The organism is Chloroflexus aurantiacus J-10-fl (genome assembly GCF_000018865.1).
In the GTDB taxonomy this organism is placed as follows: Bacteria; Chloroflexota; Chloroflexia; order Chloroflexales; family Chloroflexaceae; genus Chloroflexus; species Chloroflexus aurantiacus.
The window spans coordinates 1,833,050-1,855,623 of the sequence record NC_010175.1; the positions used below are offsets into that span (position 1 = coordinate 1,833,050).

Annotated in this window: 15 protein-coding genes; all 15 read right to left on the reverse strand. The window is 53.5% G+C overall.

Annotated elements, in window-relative coordinates:
- Nucleotides 1–31: 31 nt before the first annotated feature.
- On the reverse strand, nt 32–1,774 hold the full coding sequence (gene ptsP / locus CAUR_RS06930) for a phosphoenolpyruvate--protein phosphotransferase (protein ID WP_012257209.1): 1,743 nt from the start codon (nt 1,772–1,774) through the stop codon (nt 32–34).
- A gap of 34 nt (nt 1,775–1,808) precedes the next feature.
- Nucleotides 1,809–2,108 carry an HPr family phosphocarrier protein gene (locus tag CAUR_RS06935; RefSeq protein ID WP_012257210.1) on the reverse strand — a complete coding sequence of 100 codons (300 nt, stop codon included), beginning with the start codon at nt 2,106–2,108 and terminating at the stop codon, nt 1,809–1,811.
- A 2-nt stretch (nt 2,109–2,110) separates the two neighbouring features.
- Nucleotides 2,111–3,415, reverse strand: a complete 1,305-nt coding sequence (locus CAUR_RS06940; protein ID WP_012257211.1) for an NAD(P)H-dependent oxidoreductase — start codon at nt 3,413–3,415, stop codon at nt 2,111–2,113.
- A gap of 214 nt (nt 3,416–3,629) precedes the next feature.
- Nucleotides 3,630–3,995 (reverse strand): PTS glucitol/sorbitol transporter subunit IIA, encoded by a 366-nt coding sequence (locus tag CAUR_RS06945; protein WP_012257212.1) that lies wholly within the window; start codon nt 3,993–3,995, stop codon nt 3,630–3,632.
- 17 nt (nt 3,996–4,012) lie between these two features.
- Nucleotides 4,013–4,399 carry a PTS glucitol/sorbitol transporter subunit IIB gene (locus tag CAUR_RS06950; RefSeq protein ID WP_012257213.1) on the reverse strand — a complete coding sequence of 129 codons (387 nt, stop codon included), beginning with the start codon at nt 4,397–4,399 and terminating at the stop codon, nt 4,013–4,015.
- Nucleotides 4,400–4,471: 72 nt separating this feature from the next.
- On the reverse strand, nt 4,472–5,005 hold the full coding sequence (locus CAUR_RS06955; protein WP_012257214.1) for a PTS glucitol/sorbitol transporter subunit IIB: 534 nt from the start codon (nt 5,003–5,005) through the stop codon (nt 4,472–4,474).
- Nucleotides 5,006–5,016: 11 nt separating this feature from the next.
- The gene (srlA, locus tag CAUR_RS06960) at nt 5,017–5,565 is read right to left on the reverse strand and encodes a PTS glucitol/sorbitol transporter subunit IIC (RefSeq protein ID WP_012257215.1); all 549 of its coding nucleotides are present in this window, start codon (nt 5,563–5,565) and stop codon (nt 5,017–5,019) included.
- 85 nt (nt 5,566–5,650) lie between these two features.
- Nucleotides 5,651–6,124: a transcriptional regulator GutM gene (locus tag CAUR_RS06965; RefSeq protein ID WP_012660654.1), complete on the reverse strand. Its 474-nt coding sequence runs from the start codon at nt 6,122–6,124 to the stop codon at nt 5,651–5,653.
- Nucleotides 6,125–6,137: 13 nt separating this feature from the next.
- Entirely contained in the window at nt 6,138–7,523 is a 1,386-nt protein-coding gene (locus CAUR_RS06970) for a dihydrolipoamide acetyltransferase family protein (RefSeq protein WP_012257217.1), read from the reverse strand.
- Between the two features lie 7 nt (nt 7,524–7,530).
- Entirely contained in the window at nt 7,531–8,517 is a 987-nt protein-coding gene (locus CAUR_RS06975; RefSeq protein ID WP_012257218.1) for an alpha-ketoacid dehydrogenase subunit beta, read from the reverse strand.
- Complete coding sequence (locus tag CAUR_RS06980) at nt 8,510–9,514, reverse strand: thiamine pyrophosphate-dependent dehydrogenase E1 component subunit alpha (RefSeq protein ID WP_012257219.1); 1,005 nt, start codon at nt 9,512–9,514, stop codon at nt 8,510–8,512. The genes CAUR_RS06975 and CAUR_RS06980 overlap by 8 nt, the downstream gene beginning before the upstream one ends.
- A 17-nt stretch (nt 9,515–9,531) precedes the next feature.
- Entirely contained in the window at nt 9,532–10,497 is a 966-nt protein-coding gene (locus CAUR_RS06985; RefSeq protein ID WP_242605094.1) for a sugar-binding transcriptional regulator, read from the reverse strand.
- Between the two features lie 354 nt (nt 10,498–10,851).
- A complete protein-coding gene (locus tag CAUR_RS06990) occupies nt 10,852–12,513 on the reverse strand; it encodes a phytoene desaturase family protein (protein WP_012257221.1) in 1,662 nt (553 codons plus the stop codon).
- Between the two features lie 92 nt (nt 12,514–12,605).
- The gene (locus tag CAUR_RS06995; RefSeq protein ID WP_012257222.1) at nt 12,606–15,050 is read right to left on the reverse strand and encodes a DUF2298 domain-containing protein; all 2,445 of its coding nucleotides are present in this window, start codon (nt 15,048–15,050) and stop codon (nt 12,606–12,608) included.
- Nucleotides 15,047–22,519, reverse strand: coding sequence for a DUF2298 domain-containing protein (locus tag CAUR_RS07000; protein WP_012660655.1), 7,473 nt, complete (start codon nt 22,517–22,519; stop codon nt 15,047–15,049). The genes CAUR_RS06995 and CAUR_RS07000 overlap by 4 nt, the downstream gene beginning before the upstream one ends.
- Between the last annotated feature and the right edge of the window lie 55 nt (nt 22,520–22,574).

A 22,574-nucleotide genomic window follows, 5' to 3' on the forward strand; every position in this document is an offset into this window, starting at 1 on the left:
TCGCCTTGTCAAATTTCTTTAAACGAACAAGCTAATGCGGTTGCTGTTGTTTAAGGTATTCGATAACATCCGCTGCAAGAGAAAATTGTAAGCACTGTTGAGCTACGGCTTCAGCAGCTGGCAAAGACCACTGACGAATAATATCTTTAATTATCGGAATGAAAGACGGTGCCATGCTAAACTCATCAAGATGTAAACCAAGTAAAAGTGGAACTGCTAGAGGATCACCTGCTAGCTCACCGCATAGCCCCACCCACTTTCCTGCTGTGTGAGCAGCTCGGATTGTTTTATCAATAAGATGCAGGACAGCCGGATGATACGGACTCGCCAGTACCGAAACTCGTTCATTTGTTCGATCTACAGCCAAAGTATACTGAGTCAGATCATTCGTTCCTATGCTGAAAAAGTCTACTAACGGCGCAAAGCGATCTGCTAATAATGCAGCTGCCGGAACCTCAACCATAATACCAAATTGAATCTTATCTGGAAGAGGAAGTCCTTGTGCTCGTACACAAGTCTGAGCCTCTTCAAAGATCTCTCGCGCTCTTGCCACCTCAGCCAGTGAAGACACCATTGGTAGCATGATACGAAGATCACTACCAGTTCCGCTTGTGCTGGTCTGAGCAACAGCAGTAAGCAGAGCAATAAATTGTTGTTCCAAAATATCTGGGCGTTCACGAATTGTGCGAATTCCCCGCCAACCAAGAAAAGGGTTTGGTTCCTTCTGTGTACCTAGATAGGGAAATTCTTTATCTCCTCCAATATCAAGAGTACGTACAACTACCGGACGGTTACCCATTACCTTAAGCACATCCTGATAGGCACGTACTTGTTCCGCAAGTGTAGGGACATTATTTCGTTGCAGATAAAGAAATTCTGTTCGAAACAATCCTACTCCTTCGGCCCCAAAATCAATAGCTGATTTAGCATCTTCAACACCTCCGATATTCGCAACTATTTCTGGATGAAAAGAGCCATCTTTAGTCACTGCCGGCAGAGTAGCCTGACTTAAAACGAACTGGTAACGAGAATCGATCAGTTCCTTTTCTTTACGAGCTATCTCTAGTTCATGGAGAGTAGGACCAACGTTAAAGAGGCCACTATTACCATTCACTATAGCTAACGTACCATTACGAATATCAGACAACTCGAGAGGGACACTCACTACTGCTGGTATTCCCATTGCTCGAGCTAAAATCACTGCGTGAGAAGTTGGGCCACCGCGAGAGGTAACAATAGCCAATATCTTATCACGATCAAATTGGATAGTATCTGAAGGTGTTAAATCTTCAGCAACCACAATGATTGGTTCAACAATTTCTCCAGCCTTTTCCTCTTTCTCTGATCCCTGAAGGCACCGTAGCACACGGTGAGCCACATCGCGCACATCTTGAGCACGACTGCGAAAATACTCATCCTCAAGGTTTGAGAGTGCTTCCGCATATTGCTCAAACGCCTTATACACTGCGGCCTTTGCATTACGATGCTCACGTAGCACCATTGTCCGCAAAGTTGCTAACAGTTCTTCATCAGCGAGGAAGAGGCGATGCGCAGCGAATATTACTGCCTCTTCCTCACCAGCAATCTTACGCGCTCGTTCTTCTAGTGCTATTAATTGCGTATGTGCTTGTTGCAAAGCATGCTGAAGATGACGCCATTCACTTATTGGATCATCGGCAGAGTGTTCAGAGATAGTAACTTGTTGGCTATGGTAAACGAATACTGGACCGATAGCTATCCCAGGTGAACCTGATTGACCTTGATATCGTGGCATCTTTTCCAGATCCTCTACTCAGAAAGATCCCTGATCAGGAATGAGAAGTTGTCGATTCCTCAAAGTTATGCCGAATAAGAGCGATTAAAGCGCTAATCGCTTCTTGAGCTTGATCGCCCTGAGCTACGATCTCTACTGTATCGCCTTGATTAACTGCTAGCGTTAGTACACCTAGCGCACTTTTAGCATTGACTGGTGGCTTCGAACCATTCAACTTACGAACCGTAATGGAACAGGGAAATCTAGCTGCCAGTGTCACGAAACGCGCTGCAGGACGAGCATGCAGACCTGCTGGATGATCAATAGTAATGATTGTTGAGACTTGTGTGTTCATAGCTAACACCCCAATAATTGATCTTGTTCCTGACGAAGCTGAAAAATAACCTGGCTTTTGTTCAATTCAACCTCATCATAGTGAATTGGACAATGTGCTTTAATAGGACGTATCACCGTTGCCCCAACGATCAAACCTAACGGCACTTCACCATCACGATGAGCTTTTTCAAATTGTTCAATCATGCCGTATACGGTAAAGCCACCTAAAGCGTCTATAACCTCTCCAGGATATAGATCACGTTTAGCATAAGCTACCGTCTCTGCAACAGGTGAACGAGAAGTAGCAAGAAACCTTTCCTTCTCAAGTGCAACTCGTGCCACAGTAATAGGTGCTTCAAGATTTGCAAGGTGGTAAGGACGATATAATGTCCAATAGTTATGATCGGCATGACCAAGCAATCTGAGATAACGCAAGTCACGAATGATTTTAGGCTGATCCGTGGTAATAACCACAAATACACCAGGTGCCACATCACCAACTGCAAAATCAACCACTTTCGTGTTATTAAAAATACCACCCAGTGCTTTAGGAATAAACACTTTTGGTAAATCTGCTACTGTACAAGAGGGACCATATCCTCCTGTTACTTCTGGTGCATACCCAAGAGCATTGCCGATTGCAGTCATTTCAACCATGGTTTTTGTACCATCTACAAATGATGTCAACATTTTAGGATTCATGCCTTGTTTCTGCGCTTGTAGTCGCAGACGATCAGGCGTAGCTGTCCGATCAAGGGGATTGTTCTTTCCTTTACCAATATAGGCCACCTCAAAACCCAGTGCATCAGCAAAATCAAACAGTTCTTTGATGGCACCGGGTTCATCGCCTGCGGCAAGAGTATAAATTACACCTCTCTCGGCAGCTAATTTAGCTAAACGATAACCAATCGTAGCATCTGTTTCAACATTCATATTGACAACATGCTTACTATGTTGGATAGCAGCATAGCAAACACGAGCACCAACTTCAGGGATACCAGTGCATTCTAAGATAACATCCAGATTTGCAATCTGAACGAGAAAAGCCGCATCAACTGTTGCAATTCGATGACCTGAATCAATTAACTCAGCTGCCCTTTCTGGATCCTCATCAAGATGAATAATCATCTCGGGTGATACACCACTCTCTAAATAACCACTTTCTGCTTGACCGGGGATAATATCCGCAACCGCTACCACTCGCAAACCTTCCATCCTTTCAGTCTGACTAATAAAGCCGACGCCCATCTGTCCGGCACCAACCAAACCTACTCGTATCATCTTTTGGTGTTGGGAATATTGAATGAGACGTTCTCGTAAAGACATGGCATAAATCCTTTCGGGCTAAAATTTCTTCCGGGTGAAAAGTATATGCGCCACCAAAATTAAAGTCAGAAAGAGCAAAGATATCCATCACATGTCATTCTTGACATGTATTTTTAACGATTAATTAAATTGATTCGAAATTTAATATTTTATCCTGCAATTAACTTCTTTGAAACAAGATTATAATATTGAGTAATAAAACATCTCGTTCCAATTAAGGATCAGACGCAAAACCAAAGGTTTCGCCTATTTTAATGTGTGGGAGTGGGCGCATCTCAACACAAATGTCACCAGGCATTTCAGGGGTTTTCTCTCCATTGAACTTGATTACGAAATGACCAAGTGAACATAAGTTTTGATTCGCAACCTCTCCCACAGCAAGGACTGTGAAACGCTCATCACCAATGTAAAACACGTCTCCCACGACTACATCTGAGATGAGCGTTCCACCATCGTGAAGAATGGCAAAGCTACGTAATTCGTCCGGCGCATTTTGTCCGAAGAAAACCATTATCCCTGCCGAACAAAACTCGTCGACAAGCGGACCAATTGCAGAAATAGTCGCTGAAAATTTGATCATGCGAATGCCCGCTAGTATTACTCATCGATCAATTCCACATCTTCCGGTCTTACACCCGAGACAAAATATTCTTCAGTGATAAAGCGCATCAATGGACCAGAAGGCGAGGTTGGATAGATATCAACGGTCGGTACTTTTTTCATAGGATAGACGCCAATGCGCGCAGTACCTCCACAATCGATCACAGCAACCGCAATTTCACTAAAATCGGCCTTTGATTTAAACCCATCAAACGGTCGCCCACCAGTCAGATTAGCGATATGTTGAGCCAGAGGATGAATACCGCCACCAGTTACTGAATAAATGAGATCCCTTCCCGGTTTCGGTTCAATAATGAGAGGCCCCCCCCAACCCTTCGGTCCCTTCTTAATCCGAACCTTGCGGTACTTTTTCACCTCAGTCATAGACATATCCTCCTTTCTTGATTTGATTCGGGTATGAAGCTTGAGACAAAGTTGCTTCATACCCTTCAAAGATCAAAGACCAACGCTGAAGATCCAAGCGATGATGACAGCAATAGGACCGGTAATAAGTCGAGAGAACAGTACTGCCGGCACCCCAACTTCGACCGTCTCAGGCTCAGCTTCACCTAATGCCAGACCAACAGGGATAAAATCGCATCCTACTTGTGGGTTGATAGCAAATAAAGCAGGCAAGGCAACATATGCCGGGAGTGCCTGGCTGGCAAACTGAGTTCCTAATAACGTGCCTATAATCTGGGCAATCACGGCACCTGGACCGAGAAGTGGCGATAGTACCGGCAAACCGATTATAAGTGACATAATAACCAGGCCTACAGGATTTGTAGCCAGTGGTTGCAAGGCTCGCGCCAAAATATCGCCAATGCCGGTGGCGAGAATAACACCGATAATGAAAGAGATAAATGCCATGAAGGGCAGGATATTTTTCACAACCTGATCGATAGCTTCTCGCCCTGATTGGTAGAGCACACCGACTACTTTTCCCGCTCCGCGACCGATGCGCTCTAACAGCTTTGTTATACCCTCCATCGCCTTACCTCCTAAGCCGCATAGGCTACACGTCGTGCCAACAGGAATGCAGTTATTCGCTCAGTAACAAGACCACGAATGAAGATGACAATTAAGCCAACTATCAGATAACGTACTGCCAGTGCCGCTGTTTCTTCACTGCCGTAGCCAGCAGTTATACCTTGGGCAATACCTGCCCACACAAATAACTCGCCTGGATTCACGTGAGGAAAAATACCAAGTGGGGGATGAACGAAAGATACTGCTGCATCGTAGAACGCTGGTTTGTAGCGCTCGGGCAGGAAGCGTCCCATTGTGTATGCCATCGGATTGGTGAGAACGAAGACGGATACAACCGGTAAGACCAAATAACGTAATGGGGTGTACAGAAAACCCTCTTTGCCGGCTGCCTCTCCAATCTTATCGATCCGCTCCTGGCCGATAAGTGCAACCAGAGCATTGAAGGCTGTCAGTAGTACAATGACAAGTGGAACAATACCGGTTACCAGTCCGACGAACGTCTCAGCGCCCTTCTGGAATAAGCCGATGAACCATACAGCGGCATCAACTAAAAATTCCATTGCCTACCTCCCTGAATAACTAAGCTACGATTAGACCACTCCCAGACCCTGCGCACACTTTCGACTTGTATGACCTCCTTTCAGCTCAATTCCGCAAAGAAGTGGTTTCGGCAGAAGGAGTCGACTCAACAAAAGTCTGATCCCGCTCCTCTATCTGCCGTGCTTTGAATTCAACGATATGCTGAGCCGCATTCCGCAAGGCAAGGACAAGTTTTGGATGAATGTGTCTGGGAAGTGATATGCTCTCGTCTAACAAATCACGGACATTTATGCCTTCTAATCCAGGTAGCGGCTTAAGTCTTGCTAGCACTGTCCATCCAGATAGTTGTTCACAATGACAAATTTCGTTTGTCTCTGGATCGACAACGAGAATAGCATATTGCCGACGCCTCCAGGCAGATCCTGCCATCCCAACTGATACCAGGCGACCAGACCTGCGCAGTTGACTTACTCGGCCGTAGAATTGACGTAATTGAAAATAGGAAAGGAACAATTGCAAAATCCAGGCAGCGGCCAACCCAAGAATGATAGTACTTGCAGTAATATCTATTGGCTGCATATCACCTCCCATTTTATAACAACATAACCTGTGGATCCTCAAGCACTACCTTGAGATCGTGAAGAAAAGCAGCAGCCACCGCCCCATCGACAACTCTGTGATCGACACAAAGTGTAAGCTTCACAAGGGGACGAACTGAAATTCCATTATTTTCATCAGCAACAACCTCTCGACATACTGCACCAACCGCCAAAATAGCAACCTGTGGAGGATTGATAATTGCCGAAAAGCGCTCTATACCAAACATACCAAGGTTAGAGATAGAGAAAGTACCATCTACGACCTCATCTGGACGTAGTTTATCAGTACGAGCCCGCTGACTCAGGTCGTCGATCTCTCGAGCTATTTGTAATATCCCCTTTTCATTTGCCTTTCGGATTACTGGTACAATCAACCCTTGTTCAAGCGCAACTGCAATACCAATATTAATTTCATCAACTAAGACGATCTGTTCCTCATGCCCAATTGATTGTAACCAGGCATTTAGGTAAGGGTGCCGTTTCAATGCCCATGCAGCACTCTTCACAAAAATAGCTGTCAAGCTAACTTTAGGCTGTTCGTCAAGATGGTGTCGATTAGCTTTAGCTCGCAGTGCTTCTACCTCAGTTACATCAACGCGTACCTCAAGCTGGATATGTGGAGCTTCCTGTGCACTCCGCTGGAGTCGGCGAGCAATGGTACGACGCATGCCTGTGAGCGGCAGCTTGCGATAACCGGATTGCGTTTGGGTATCACCAGTGATGGTTGAAGACGTCACAACATCTTCGGGTTGCTTGATTGGCCCAGACGTGGTAAATGTCGCATCTAATGAAGATCTGGTAGCCAAATAATTTTGCACATCACTGGATTGCACACGATGATGAGGACCCGTACCTTTCACTTTGCTTATATCAATACCTGCTTCACGTGCTAATCGGCGTGCTGCCGGCACCGCTCGAACTTTATTCATTGATAACTGCCGTAGAGTGTTTTCTACGTCACGACGAAGGATTCGTCCGTTTGGACCACTACCCTGGATTCGGTCAAGAGACAATCCAACTGTGCGAGCTACCCGTTCAGCAAGCGGTGTTGCCTTCGGCTCGCTGCGTTGTGAAGGTGCAGAGTTAACAACCATATGATGGTCTGTGCCGCTCTGACTTGCGGATTGCACCCCTACTTCTTCGAGTGGCATAATGTACGCGATAACTTCCGTTACCGGTACGACGTCACCTTCTCGATAGCGCACATTACCAAGTACACCACGTGCAGGTGCTTCAACCTCCATATTGACCTTATCAGTAGTTACTTCAACAATCGGTTCGCCAATATCAACCAAATCACCCTCACGTTTAATCCAGCGAACAATTTCTGCAGTCTCCTGGGTAAAGCCAAATTTTGGCATAATTACTTCACGCACCATTGTTTCCTCACACTCTTAATGCTACTAAATCACGAGCAGCCGCAATAATATTTTCAATCTGAGGCACTGCGTGATATTCAAGAGTTCGGTTATATGGGATGGGAATATCGAGTCCACCAAGTCGGCAAATAGGCGCCTCGAGGTAATCAAAGGCCGTACTTTCAGCGATCCGAGCAGCGATCTCGCCACCAAAGCCAGCCATCTTAACAGCTTCATGCACTATTAACACCTTACCGGTTTTTACCACCGACTCTAGAATTGGTTCATCATCTAAAGGTCGCAACGTTCGCGGATCAATGATTTCTGCTTCTATTCCTTCTCGAGCCAATTGTTCAGCAGCTTCAAGTGCTCGTTGTACCATCACCGAAGTGGCAACAATTGTGACATCACGACCCTGGCGAACTACGTGACTCTTTCCAAGAGGAACTCGATATATATCTTCTGGTACAACACCTTTTGTTTTATACAAAAGCTTATGTTCGATAAATATGACAGGGTTATTGTCTTCAATCGATGCGATGAGCAATCCCTTCGCATCGTAGGGTGTTGCAGGCATTACTACTTTCAAGCCCGGTATATGAACAAACCAATTCTCCAAACTTTCTGAATGCTGAGCTGCCGCTCCGGTACCTGCACCACCCGGCATGCGCAAAACGAAGGGTACGCTGGCTTTACCACCGAACATGAAACGAATCTTCGCTGCCTGCAATACTAACTGCTCCATACTGAGGGTAACAAAATCCATGAATTGAATCTCCCCTACAGGACGAAAACCTGTTAATGCTGCACCAATGCAAGCGCCAGCAATACCAGCTTCCGAAATCGGAGTGTCGATAACCCGATCTTCGCCGAATTCTTCGATTAACCCTGCTGTTGCACCGAATGCACCACCATACAAGCCAATATCTTCGCCAATCAAAAAAACCGTTTCATCTTCTTTCATCTTCTGCCGTAGGGCTTCACGAATTGCTTCGACATAAGTAATTTCACGCATACAATCCCTCAAAAATAGTATCAGGATCAGGTTCCGGACTGGCCTGAGCAAATTCGACCGCTTCCTCGATCATAGTCCGAGCTTGATCAACGATAGCTTTGAATTCAGCGTCACTCATTTGAATCAGTCTGGCTAATCGCATGATTGGATCACGAGATTGCCAATCTTTCACCTCATCACGACTCCGATAAGCTTGACGGTCACTCTTAGAATGACCTTTCCAACGATAGGTAATCGCTTCAACAAGTGTTGGCCCATAACCACTTCGCGCTCTTGCCACAGCCTGGCGAACTGCTTCATACACTGCTAATGCATCGTTACCATCAACCGTTATTCCAGCTATCGCATATGCAGCAGCTCGCTGGCTCAGGTGATTGAGTCTGCACGCTTTCTGGATCGGCATTGACATAGCGTATTGGTTGTTCTCACAGAGATAAACCACGGGTAAGTTCCAGATACTGGCCATATTTAGGGATTCGTGAAAAGCACCAGTATTGACTGCACCATCACCAAAAATAGTGAGACAAACCTGAGAAGATCGGCGCTTTTTAATACTCAATCCAACACCAACTGAAATGGGAATACCACCACCAACAATACCATTTGCACCCAAATTATTCATTTCAACATTAGCAATGTGCATTGATCCACCACGACCACGGCAATATCCTGTTTCTTTGCCTAAAAACTCTGCCATCATTAGCCGTACATCACTACCCCAGGCCAGACAATGTCCATGGCCACGATGATGGTTAAGCAAATAATCTCCAGGTTTCATCGCTGCAGAAGCACCTATCGCCACAGCCTCCTGCCCGATCGAAAGATGCATCGTGCCGTGTACTAATCCACGCGCAAACAGTTCTTCGGCTTTTTCTTCAAAAGCACGAATAATCTGCATTCTAAGCACCCATTCACGCAAGCGTTCATTCCCTAATTCGTTGATGAGCTTACTATGATCGGGAGAGAAAATCTCTGATGTAGACATGAGCATTTCCATAAGTATGACTTATCTCCTCACAGAGTTCCATCACCCTCAAAAAACTTCTGTATTCGGAGGGCAGCTATTTCATCAGTCACTAAATAATTGATGAACTTTGCACGGCTGGCTGCCACAATAGGCAAAGCTTTCGATTGACCTCCAGCAACCCCGATCCGCACTGGGATAGAGCACAAGGTCGCAGGATCTACTCCGACAATACAACGTGTTAATGGGGTGTTTACCAGATTACCATCAATATCCACATGAATAGCGCACACATCACCTACTGCACCTGCTTCGCGCAATGACTCCAATTGGTAAGAGTCGAGATACCCTGCACGCAAGAGGCTGGCATGCTCAACATCGATAGTACCAATACCAACTAATGCGAGATCAATCTGCTTGAACTGATACATTACCCGTCTAATGTGGGGGGCATTGAGTAGTGCAAGCTTCGTTGTTTCGCTATCAACAATTAGTGGTAATGGGAGGGTTGAATATTGCCCCCCGAGTAAACGCGCCAAACGTCTGGCCAGCTCTGGTCCATCAATGTCTGAGTTCAGTGTACCTAGAGAGCCGATCATTTGAATAACTCTCAATCCCTCCAACGTTTGACTGTGTACTGCATTGACAGTTTCATATACCGCTGTTCCCCATGAAGTACCGATAATTATGTGCTCTTGCAGATGAGCCTCCAGGAGGAGCGCTGCCAGCGCTCCCAAGCGACGAAGCATTTCAGAATGACCTAAGGAGCCGCGCTGTAGGACGCGAACTTCTTTGAGCTGGAGAACCTTCTGTAAATACACCTCAAGTTCTCGTACTCGTTGAAGTGGGTAATGAATTCGAATCTCCACGATACTCTGCTCACGCGCTTCGCTTATAAGGCGTGAAATCATTGATCGTGAATAACCTAGTTTCTGAGCAATCTGACTCTGTGTCAGTTGTTGCTCGAAATACATTTCGGCAATCCTTGCCAAAAGCTCCATGCGACGAGTTTCCATAACTCTTAGTTATCGGTTTTATAATGGTTGCTCACATATTACCGAAACAAGAACAATCAATCAATACGTATGTGAAAATCTTTCACACATGTGAAAAGGGCGGTGAAAGCTAACAGCTCACTCTGTGAGTCTCTTCGCTCATGAGAGTCACCTCACATAGTAACCACACCTCATGTGCCGGCAACCGACGGGAGACGTCTTTTCCTACGTTTGCAGTGGAATTCTATAGGGGTGGGAAGCTGAAAGAGCCCATAAGAGTATGCTCAAACAGAGTGCACTGTTATCAGAGATGAGCCGACATGTCAGTACAAACCGAAGAGGCGCCAGCAGCGCCTCTCCGTCAATATGCGGCGGTTAGTCCCGCAGTAGTTTGCGCCCGGCGAGGACCGCTCCGGCGGCCAGTGCGCCGGCACCGAGCACGATTGGTCCCCAACGCCGGGCACGGGTATCGGCCAGTACCACTCGCGCAGTGTTGTAGCCACTAGCGCCGAAGACGCCGCCACCCGGATGGGTGCTGGCGCCGGTCAGGTATAACCCCCGAATCGGGGTACGGTAGCCGGCCAGTTCTGGCAGGGGGCGGAAGAAGAACATCTGGTCAAAGCTCATCTCGACGTGCATGACGTTGCCCCGCAGCAGGCCGATCCGCCGCTCAAGGTCGAGTGGGGTTTGGATGAAGCGGTCGATAATCTTGCCGCGCATGTTTGGCGCGTACCGGTAGAGTACTTCGAGGATCGAGTCGGCAACCGACTCGCGGATGTCGTCCCAATGCCGGCCATTGCTGAGCTGGTACGGGAAGTATTGCGACCAGAGGAATACGGTGTGCTTGCCGGGCGGTGCCACATCGGGATCGATGGCCGAAAAGGTCATGGCAATCACCGCCGGTTCGCGGCTGGGTTCGCCGCGCAGGTAGTCTTCGTAGGCGCGCCGCACGTAGTTCATGCTGGGACTCAGCAGTTGCAGGCCGTGGTGACTCTCGTGTGGGCGGCCATAGCTGCGGGCGGCGATGTAGTCGGGCAGCTCTTCGGCGGCGCAGCGCACGGTCATGCCAAAGCCGTTCCCGATCCGAATGTGGTTGAGGCGTCGCACCAGATCGGCACTCAAGTGCTCGGGGCCAACCAGTTGCAGGAAAGTTGTCAGCACGTGAGCGTTGGAAACAACAATCGGGGCCGAATAGCGCTGACCGTCTGCCGTTTCCACGCCCTGCACTCGCCCGTTCTGCACCAGGATGCGCCGCACCGGGGCATCGAGGATGACTTCACCACCCATGGCTTTGAGCGAGCGGGCCATGGCCTGGGTCAGCATGCCCGAACCGCCACGGGGATGTTTGGCGCCGCTGTAGTGCAACATGGCGTGCCAGCCGAAAAAGTCGCCGGCACCGATTTCGTCCGGTGGTGGGCCGCTCTGCGCCGCCAGCCAGGTCATCGCTGCCCGCATCGCCTCGCTCTCGAAGGTCTCTTCGATCAGTTGGGCATAGCTGGTGAAGAGCCGGCGCGTTACTTCCAACACCTTCTGTTCAGCTTTCGGCAAGCGGGGAATGCTCGACGCCACTTTGCCGAACAGCCGGGTAACTGATGGCGGATTGAGGAAGACATCAAACACCGCCTCGTTCAGGGGTGTCCAGAAATCGAGGAAGCGCCGGTAGGCTTCGGCATCGCGCGGGCTGACCGTGGCAATGCTCTGGCACGTGCGTTCAACATCGCGGTAGAAGTAGATGGCGCCACTCCCGTCGGGAAGTGGATAGAAGGCATACGGGTCCATGTCGATGTACTCGAGACCATGACGTTCGAGTTCGAGATCACGGACAATCGGGGTAAGGTGGATCATGATGTGGGCCGATGAGCCAACATCGATTTTGTAGCCGGGGATGACCTCTTCGGTACAGACGGCTCCGCCGACAATCGGGCGTCGTTCGAGTACCAGTACGCGCTTACCGGCCCTGGCCAGATAACCGGCACAGGTAAGGCCGTTGTGACCACCACCTACGACAATCACGTCGTAGTCGCTCGTTGCTGCCATGGACAACCTTTCTTGCACTGTTTACAAAACACGTTCCATGATCAGTATACATTCATCTTGCGGCTCGGCTGGAGAGATTTTGCCATCGGCGCTCAGCGCGTTACCCGATAGATTACGACTTCGTCCTGCGCAAACACGGGGGTGCCGATCTGGGCCAGCACATCCAGGCTGCTCGCCGGGTAGCGTTCACGTTCCAGGCTACCAACGTAGATGTAATCAACGCTGTACTGATCGATCAGCGGCCTGATCCGGTTGAGATCGCCACTGCGGTAGATGGTGTCAACCGCAATGCAGCGTGGCCCCAGCTCGGCCAGGGCCTGTTGGTCGCCACCACGCCATTGCATCTCGTGACCGACCCATCCCAACACGGTGGGCAGACCACTCGCTGCCGACACGCCACCAAAGCCTTGCCAGTTGTACGAGCCGCCACACCGTGGCTGTTCGCTACCCGCAGCAACGGCGGCCTCGTTCTCTACCGCCACGGCCTCCAGCACGACACTGCCCGCCGGAGCATACTGGCGCAACCAGGCAATCGCGGCTGCCCCCGCCGTCGTCTGTTCACGCGGCGTGTAACCATTCAGGCCGATCATCGGCCCGCGCCCGATGTCGCGCACCACAATCCACGGGTACACACTGGCTCCGATCAGCAACAGGACGGTGCACACACTCACCAATCCGGCCAGCAGACGTTGCCGGCCAGACGCCAATGCCCAAACCCACCAGAGGGCAACCGGCGCCAGAACGCCCCACAGCAGCCAGACCTGGTAGTAGAACTTGAAGATGGTGTTCATCCGCGCCGATAGACCCTCGAATACGTCGCGAATGTAGATGATCTCGACGCCGAACAGGACTGAACTACCCAGCGCGGCGATCAGCATCCCACAGCGTACACCGGCTTCATCGGTCGTGAGCGCTCGCCAGCCGGTGTACACGGCCAGACCGGCCAGAGCAAGCAGGGGAAAACCGATCAGCAGGCCAATGCAAAGGAGGATGAAAGGTAGCCATTCCACCCAGCGTGGCATCTCGCTGATCGCCACGCCCGTATTATCAACTACGGTGGTTGATCGGTAGAGATAGCTACCGGCGATGATCGGCAGCGCCATCAGACCAAAAATGATGATAAAGGCGTGCCAGCCACTCCGCTCCCCCAGGTAGATGCCGATGATGCTGGTCAGGCGATTGAGCAGTGGGAGATCAAGCCATGGCGTTGCCCCGCCAACCGGTGCCCGAAAGGTGAGGTGAAAGGGTAGAAAGAGCACGAATGCCAGCAAGGCGATGATCACTGCTTCGCGCAACCAGGCACGCCAGGGGAAGGCGACAGTCGGTTGCCGGTAAGCCAGTGCCAGGCTTCCCCAGTAGAGCAAGAGATAGGTCGGCAAATCCCAACTGTTGATCGCGTAGAGGCTGCCGAGGATGATGCCGTGCCCGATGCGCGTGAACCAGTCAGAACGTTGTGCGCCGCCGGACAGGGTCGCAACCGCCAGCGCCAAGCCGATTGCCAACGTGGTGAAGGGCAATGCCATCACGTGCGGATGCATATCACCCAGGCGCAGGCTGAAGAACGGAAACTCGGTAATCGTGTAGCGCCGTTCGCGCTGCGGTGGATCACCGGGGATGGTGTAGCCATCCCACAGCGAACGCGACGGCCACCACCAGTTGAAATCGTTCCACTTGTCGGCCCGACGCCAGCTTTCGATCAGGCCAAAGTCCTGGGCGTTTGTCGCGTAAGGTAAAACGATGATCGACTCGCCGCGCCAGGATTGCGCTATCGCCGCCAGAAGCTGACGATCATCGAGGGCCACCACCCGTTCATCACCCAGCATGACCTGAAGCGCACCCGATTGATTGCCGGCACCCAGAATGATCAGCGCCCCCAGCACACCCAGTCCGACCCGCACGAAGGCCGGTGGAGGCCGCTTGAGCAGCCCCAACAGCGTCTCGATCAGACCGGCAGCCCCTTGCGCCGTCATTCCGGCCAGCAGGGCCAGCGCCAGATTGTAGGCAGTCGCCGGCGGTAAGCCACTGATCATCGCCGGCACACTCATCAAGAGATAGCCAAAGTAGTAGTAGTTGATGCTGTAACCGGCCAGCCATGGGTCTTGCGGTGGAAAGAGACCGCTCCGCTGAATGGCATTGAAGAAGGCGAAGTCCATCGGGCGCTCGGTACCCCACGGTGTCGGATCGTGTGCCCGCAACCAGACGATACAGAGCATGGTGAGCAAAAAGATGACTTCGCCACGCAGTGCCACCGCTATCGGTGGTAAGCGCCGATGGTTCCCCCGCCATAACCAGAGCCAGCCACTGCCCCCGACCAGCAACAGACTGATGATGATCAATGGCAGCTCGAACCGGCCCAATCCGAGCATCGCCAGTAGCCAGGCGGTAAAACCACTGAGTAGCAGGCCGAGCGGACGGGCCAGGGCAAAGGCCAGGCCGGGTAGATGACCAAACAGCCGCACCGCAGCCGGCCAGCCAACAATGGTAAAGACCTGAACGGTGATCCACCAGATCAGCACATCGCCGACCAGTTCGCTCATGGTTGGCCTCCGTTCAGGTGTGCCAGCATCTGGCGCGCTTCTCCGGCCCAGCGGCCTTCCGGTGCCAGTTGCAGGTAGCGTTGTAACGCATCCTGGGCCAGGGTGGTCTGGTTGCGTTGCATGAAGAGCCGGGCCAGTTGGAAGTAGGGGTCGGGCAGGCCCGGATCAGTACTCAACGCCTGCCCTAGCGCAATCTCAGCCTTATCCAACCAGCCCCAATCGATCAGGGCAGTTGCCAGCTTATTGTAATTCCCGGCAGTTGGGCTGGCCCGCACTGCGGCCAGATACGCCTGCTCGGCCTCCTCGTAGCGCCCGGCGTCGGCTAAGATGTCGCCCCAGAGATGGTGCAGGCCGACATCATCAGGGTTGGCAGCCGCAGCGGTCGCCAACACCTCTGCGGCTTCGGTAAGCCGTCCCTGCCGACGATAGGCTTCGGCCAGACCAAATGCCAGTGGGCCGTTGGTAGGTTGTGCCGCAACTGCGGCTTCAAGTTCCGCCAGATCGACCACCGGTTCGTTGGGGGGCGGCGATGGCGGTGGCGCAGGTTGAGCCACCGGCAGCCTTTCGGCGCGTAAGAATCGATAACTGTCGGGTAAATCGGTCACGGCGTAGATGGTCACCCCATCCTGTTCGTAGACCGAACGGAGATAGCGATCACGCAACACTGCGAATTTGGAGAGACCTTGTGGGTAGAATGCCCGTTCAACTCCCCCGACATAGACGTAGTCTACGTTGTAGCGGGCCAGAATCCGCAGTGCGGTATCAGGGTCGGTGGTGGTGAAGAAGGTCTCGACATCGCGCACCCGCTGTCCGGTGACCACCGGATCACGCTGTTCATCAGCGTGCAGCGCACTGATCACCGTCGGCAAACCGGTGGCTGCGGCCACGCGAATAGCGTAGGCGCGGTAGAACCAGAGGCTCGATTGCAGCACAACCGGTGTGCCATCGATCTGCCGGTTGAGCCAGCGAATCGCCGCTGCATCACCGCTGAGATCAACCTGGACGAAGGCTGTATCGGGAGCGCACCCACCAAACGCCTGACAATCGTAGGTAAATGTGGCCTGTTCCATAAAGGCCATACCATCAAGTGTCGGGCCAGTCTCGACATCAAACCGGGTCACCAATCGCGAGGGAATCGCCACCGGTGCATAGCTACCGGCGATTATGGCCGGAATAGCAATGATCGCCAATCCTGCCATGACGGCGCTGGAACCACCGTAGCGTTGCAAGCCACGCAGCAGCCGGGGCAAGAGGCCAGCTGCCGCCAGCCCCAATAACACCCAAACGTGCAGACCAAACTTGAAGACAGTGTTCATGCGGTACCAGTCACTGCCATCGAGATGGTCGCGGATGTAGACAATCTCTACCCCCAACGACACCGCCCACGCCACCCAGCACAGGAGAAGCGCATACCATGCCGGTGCGCCGGCTGCCCGTCGCATCAGCAAGATCGTCGTCACCATCAACACAACGAACAGCGACAGCCGCAGTGCCAGTTCGGGGACGGCAGCACCGATGATCATCAGCAGACCGATCCCACTTGCAATTAGTGCCCAGCGGCGACCGGCAAAGCCGCTTCGCCAGCGCTGGAGCAATCCACCGGCAATCACCGGAATCACGATGATCAGGGGCACGCCGTAGATAAGCAGATAATCCAGGGGAAGCGTGACACCGGTGGTGACCAGGCCAATGCCACGTACCATCGGCCAGTAGCGGTCGAAGAAGGGCGCGAAGAGCAGCAACGATCCCAACCCCAGCCCCACGGCCTGCACGACGGCCAGCGTCAGTGGTTGCCAGCGCCAGCCGGTGCGACGGATAGCACCGGCAATAATTGCCAGCCCGCACAACAGACCGTAGGTCGGAAAATCCCACGAGTTTGTCACCGCTAATGTCCCCAGGGTCAGTGCGCTGAGGAGCCAGAGCGGACGTTGAGGGCGCAAGATGAGGTGCCAGCCACAGACGATTGCCAGCAGCGCCAGCGGCAGTGCGATGAGATGCGGATGCAGATCGGCGTACAGGAAACTGAAGAGCGGAAATTCGTTAATCGTATAGGGAATGACGCGACTCGGCCCGACAAACCAATCACCGAGCAGTTCGGCCTGACCACTCAGCAAGAGGCGCAATCCCTGTGCTCCCAGCGACCAGCCGGCGGGGATCAGGCTGGTCAGATTCCCCATCAGACCGATCAGGCTGAGAGCGACAATACCGTAGCGACGACGCCCACCCAGACGAGTGCCCAATTCGTAAGCCCCGGCCAGAAGCATGCCGTACAGCGTCGCCAATGCCAGATTGAAACCGACTGCCGAATCGATACCGAGCAGTTTGATCGGCACCGACATCAGATAGAGGCCGTAGTAGTAGTAGTTGATATACCCGTTACTATAAAATGGATCGTAGGGTGGCATCTGGGGACTGCGGAGGATGGCGTTGAGAAAGCCCTGCTCCATCGGCTTTTCACCACCCCAAACCGGATGCCACAGATCGGGATTCAGCGCGCGAATAATGGTCATGGCGGCAAAACCGGCCAGGAAGATCGCCTCGCCGGGAAGGAGTGACCGCCACGCCGCTCGCTCAGGGCGCACGCCAACCCACCAGAGGAATAGCCCAATCCCGATCAGTACCAGCAGCCCACCCGCCAGACCTGCACTATCGTACCGCCACCAGCCAAGGCTGGCCGGCAACCAGATGACATACCCCAACAAGATCAAGCCAATCGGGCGTGCCCAGGCCAGACCGTGTACCCCCAGAGCCGCATAGGCAGGCAATACACCCAGCCCGGCGATGAGATACCAGACGAGTAACCAGGCCACGATAGCCAGCCACGGCTGCTCGTTCAGCATGGTATTCCAGCTCAATCGGCCCACTGAAGGTAAATCCTGCACCGGCTGCAACAACTCCAGCGCCGGTGTCGTGCGCAGCGACGGGGCGCGGATCGGCAGATCATTGGTCAGCATCTGTGGCTGGCCCGGTGTGCGCACGCGATAGAGCACGCTCTGCCCGGCCTGAAAGACCCGTTCCAGTTCGCCCTGATCTACCAACGCAGCGAATTTTGCCAGTCCTTCAGCACTGTAGAGTTGTCGTTCAACCCCGCCGACATAGATATATTCCACGCCATAGCGACGGATCGCCGCCAGCGCTGTTGTCGGATCGGGAGAGTTATAGATCGCGGCAATGACCTGTTGACGATAATTGATGACCGGCGTTGCGTTGACTGCACTGCGCTGCTGAATCTGGTGCCACTCCCAACCGAGGATCGTCGGCAGACCGGTAAAGGTTGCGATACGCCCGGCCCACTGATACGATGGTTGATGAGCTTCGAGAATGATCGCCGTTCCCCGCACATTCCGCCGCAACCAGTCAATCGTTGCCGCATCCTCATCAAGTGAGTAGCCGGGGCCATTGCGCATCTCGGTGATAGTGTTCAGGAATGCCGCGCCATCAAGCGTGCGCGGTGCGTCAGGGTTCCAGCGGTCGGCAATCCGGGCCGGAGCAGCGGTGACCGGGTACACCAGGCCGGCAGCCAGAAAGAGAGCGCACAGGCTGCGTAGTCCCCAACGCCAGAAAGGAAGCAATCGCTGCGTTGCTGCCCACAACCAGGGAAGCGCAACCGCGGTCGCGAGGGCAAGCAGTATCCACGTATGCAGGCCGAATTTGAAGACGGTATTCATGCGCCCTACATCACCGCGCACCACCACCATCTCAACCATGGCCCACAGCCCGATCCCGCCAAACGCCCACAGTAGCGGCACGATGATCGTGAATGAACGACGACGGATGCGCCACAAGAGCCAGGCTGTTGTGACCAGCACGCCGATCAGAGGCAGGATTGCCGGCAGATTCAAGCCCAGGGCCACCAGCCAGACCGCCAGCGGCACAATCACTATCAAAAGGCTTTCCCGCTGTCGCCACGCCCACAATCCCACAAACACGAACCAGATGATGAGCCAGTGACCACCAATCTGAACGATCTGACCGGTTGTGGTGCGTTCAGCGGTCAGGATCGTCTCCAGCAGGGTAAAGCCAGGCCCCTGCCAGAGGGCAATGCCACTGGATTCGGTGGCAAAGCTGGCAATAAATGGCGCAAAGAGGATATTTCCGACCAGAGCCGGAGCAGCCCCAACGACCAGCGCAACCAGCAGTGTAGCTGGCCACCCTCGCCCGGCCTGGCGCCAGCGCCGACCCGTTGCCAGCGCCACCATCAACCCGGCCAGGCCAACAAACGTTGGATAATCCCAGGTGTTGGTGGCCCGGATCGCACCCGCGACCAGGCCCAGCAGACCGATGATCCACCAGTGTGCGGCAGTTCCCTTGCGCATCCACGCCAGCGCCAGCCCTAATGCCGCCAGACTCAGGGGCATCACTATCATATGGGCGTGAAGATCGGCGAACAGAAACGTAAAGAAGGGAAATTCATTGATGGTACCCGGGGTAATGCGGGTGGCATCCCAAAAGGCCCACTCATACCGTCCTTTGGCCATCTGTTCGGCGGCATAGCCGTTCAAGAACCAGCCAGCCTGCGCCAGATTACCGATCAGCAAGACGAGAACCGGCGCCAATCCGGCGGCTATCAGCGCTGTTCGTTCACGCTGCGGTTGCGGTGAACGTGCTGCCAGCAGGTTATACACCACCCCAAACGCCCCCAACGCTGTCAGCGCGAAGATCGTCGCCACACCGAGGTTGTAGCCGACTGCCGGCGCGACACCGCTGAGATGAATCAGCGCACCAACCAGCACAAACCCAAAGTAGTAGTAGTTGATATACCCACCTGCGTGCCACGGATCAAGGGGTGGAAAGGCAGCACTCCGCAGCACCGCATTGAGGTAGGCGAAGTCCATGGGCTTCTCGCCGCCGCGTGCCGGATGCCAGAGATCGGGGTTGAACCAGCGCAACGTCAGGCCAATGAGCAGGAAAGCGAGAAAGACCATCTCGGCCATAGCGAGCGCCGACCAGCGCTCGTGCCAGATGCGGCGCAATGTAGTACGTTCACGCCAACCGATGAATCCTCCCACCCCTAGCACAACCATCCCGATTGTCCAGAGTGTGGTCGGTGCGAACGGTACCAGATGCAGACTGCCTCCCAACCACGCCAGATACGCGACCAGCAAGAGACCCACGATCTTGGCCAGACTATATCCCCGGTCGGGCAGGTTACGTAAGCGTGGCCCAATCACGGCAAAGATCGCCAGCCCTAATCCTTCCAGCCAGAACAGCCACCACATCGCGGCGAAGGGAGTGGTGCCCAACCAGGACCACCATTCACCGCCAGCCGCGTATCGTGGCCAGACACTCTCGGTCAGGCGCAGAGCCGTTGGGTTACGGTCGGCAATCAAAAGCGGCGACTTATACACCTCGCCCCATTCGACATTTTCGGTGATCAATCGCTCGGCCCGTTCACGGCTATAGAGCGGTGTCTTCTGAAAAATGAGCACGCGCGGATGGTCGTAAACGCTAAAAGCCTCTTCGGCCATCCAATCAGGAATGCGAATGCCGAGGATCGTTGGATACGAGGTAATCTCCGCCACCAGCTCAAAACCGAGTTCACCGTTGAACAGGTAGTGGTAATAGCGCATCAGGGCCGGATAGCGCATCCGCAACCGTGAGGTACTATCGTACACACGATTGCTGGTCAGCGTGATGTAATCAGCCTGATCGAGCTGATCGAGCAGACCGGGTTCGCTGCCATTACCGAAATACTTGACCGGTTCGTCCTCGGCATACGGTGACGAATCGATCCCAAAAAAGGTGATGTTCCAGGCGGCATTTGTCGTGGCCTGCAACGGGAGCGGATCGTCCCAGCGCTCGGACATGACAACACTGCCGGGTTGGGCATGCTCGGCGAGCCAGCGTGCTGCCTGTACCCGCGAATGGGGAACGGTGTAGATGCGTGAGAAGGCATAGGCCCAAACAGCGGTCGCTACCAGCACGACCGGCAGCGCAACTCTGGCTGTCCAGAATAGTAGGCGCTGTGTGGTACCGGTGAGCCGCTGCCGCCAGGAGATCGAGCGAACCGCGACAACTGCATGCAGTCGGCGGCGTCCCCACCGGGCCAGAGTCACCAGTGCCCAGGCCGCCAGCACCGTAAGCGCACCATAGATTGGCAGCAGGTACCGCAGCGTGACGGCGAACTGATTGCCTTGCCAGGCAAAATAGAACGTCGCCCAACACCAGAGCACCCAGGCCGGATGCCATGGCCGCCCAATGAGTGATGTCGGGTGAAGCGCCCATTGCCAGCCACGCCGGACATACCGCCCGGCGAAGAAGAGCCATCCGCCCCAGGCCGCCAGCCCCAGCAACGGCCCCATCCCCCACAACACCATATTCAGCCACGGAAAGATATAGGCCGGTCGGCCAACCCACTGCTGACCGGGCGGAAAGTCGTACTCACCGGTCACCAGGGCGCGTACCGTGGTTAAATTCTCACGAAAGCGGGGATCGAGCCGAATATCAAAAAACCCGGCACCGTGGAGGAGCGACGGGCCATCAATGCGTGGCGAATCGGCTCGCGAGCCGATAAACGCATCGGGAGCGAGGGCGCGGAATGCGACAAACGAGACCAGGCCGGCGAGGATCAAGAGCAACAGTTCGCGCTGCACCCAGCGATTGACGAGAGTCGACCAGCGCTGCCCCTGCAATACCCGTTGAGCCGCAATCAGTGTTGCTACCACCGCCAGGCCACCAATCGTCACCATCGTGATCCGATTAGCACTTGCTGCTCCGATACTCAGACCGAGCGCGAGATACGAACCAACGCCACCCCCCTGGGCAACCCGCACCGTCCAGTACAACCCGAGTAGGCAGAAGAAGGTTGAAAAGGCCGGATCGACAAAGAAATGGCTCTGCTGAATATGCATGACCGTGAGTGCTGTCAGCAGTGCCGCTATCAGGCCCACCCGTCGCCGAAACAAACGGCAGCCAATCAGATAGATAAGGACGACGCTACCGAGATCAAACAGCGCCGCCAGGATGCGTCCAACCTTAACAATCTCACCGTAACTCGTCAGATTAACGCGGTCGGGATTCAGCCACCAGATCAGAGGTGTCAGGCGTGGCCAGGCTCGTTCCGGGTTGGCAATTGCCGGCCCGTAATCGGTACGTCGTTCGGTTGGCGCTGTTGGATCGGCCCCTACCCGTGGTGGCCCGGCAATCGTGAGCACCTGCGCCGGCAGCTCTTCTGGTGGAGTCAGCATCACCGCGACGGCCCGCGTCAGCATGATAGGGAGCGGCCCGTAGACGTAAAGGGGAAACTGTTCGTAATTACGCGGATTAAGTGGTGAACGACTGGAGTCGTAAAACTCAGCTACATCGCCCGGTAGTCGTACCGTTGAGGCGACATACGTAAAAAAGCGCTCATCAGGATGCTGACCGGTTCCAGAGTCCCAATCAGCGATATTTAGCGTCCGCAGGTAGAACCCTAACAGTAAAATGGCCGTCAGCCCAAGGCGGACGAACCAGACTCGATAGCGGAGCATAGCCTGTTGCACAGCGGTTCCCACGACGTATAGTCAGCCTGCTTGATCGATGATA

Bases quoted from the DNA above. Each gene is read 5' to 3' on its own strand.
- ptsP (WP_012257209.1), bottom strand. From the start codon at position 1,774: ATGCCACGATATCAAGGTCAATCAGGTTCACCTGGGATAGCTATCGGT.
- CAUR_RS06935 (WP_012257210.1), bottom strand. From the start codon at position 2,108: ATGAACACACAAGTCTCAACAATCATTACTATTGATCATCCAGCAGGT.
- CAUR_RS06940 (WP_012257211.1), bottom strand. From the start codon at position 3,415: ATGTCTTTACGAGAACGTCTCATTCAATATTCCCAACACCAAAAGATG.
- CAUR_RS06945 (WP_012257212.1), bottom strand. From the start codon at position 3,995: ATGATCAAATTTTCAGCGACTATTTCTGCAATTGGTCCGCTTGTCGAC.
- CAUR_RS06950 (WP_012257213.1), bottom strand. From the start codon at position 4,399: ATGACTGAGGTGAAAAAGTACCGCAAGGTTCGGATTAAGAAGGGACCG.
- CAUR_RS06955 (WP_012257214.1), bottom strand. From the start codon at position 5,005: ATGGAGGGTATAACAAAGCTGTTAGAGCGCATCGGTCGCGGAGCGGGA.
- srlA (WP_012257215.1), bottom strand. From the start codon at position 5,565: ATGGAATTTTTAGTTGATGCCGCTGTATGGTTCATCGGCTTATTCCAG.
- CAUR_RS06965 (WP_012660654.1), bottom strand. From the start codon at position 6,124: ATGCAGCCAATAGATATTACTGCAAGTACTATCATTCTTGGGTTGGCC.
- CAUR_RS06970 (WP_012257217.1), bottom strand. From the start codon at position 7,523: ATGGTGCGTGAAGTAATTATGCCAAAATTTGGCTTTACCCAGGAGACT.
- CAUR_RS06975 (WP_012257218.1), bottom strand. From the start codon at position 8,517: ATGCGTGAAATTACTTATGTCGAAGCAATTCGTGAAGCCCTACGGCAG.
- CAUR_RS06980 (WP_012257219.1), bottom strand. From the start codon at position 9,514: ATGGAAATGCTCATGTCTACATCAGAGATTTTCTCTCCCGATCATAGT.
- CAUR_RS06985 (WP_242605094.1), bottom strand. From the start codon at position 10,497: ATGGAAACTCGTCGCATGGAGCTTTTGGCAAGGATTGCCGAAATGTAT.
- CAUR_RS06990 (WP_012257221.1), bottom strand. From the start codon at position 12,513: ATGGCAGCAACGAGCGACTACGACGTGATTGTCGTAGGTGGTGGTCAC.
- CAUR_RS06995 (WP_012257222.1), bottom strand. From the start codon at position 15,050: ATGAGCGAACTGGTCGGCGATGTGCTGATCTGGTGGATCACCGTTCAG.
- CAUR_RS07000 (WP_012660655.1), bottom strand. From the start codon at position 22,519: ATGCTCCGCTATCGAGTCTGGTTCGTCCGCCTTGGGCTGACGGCCATT.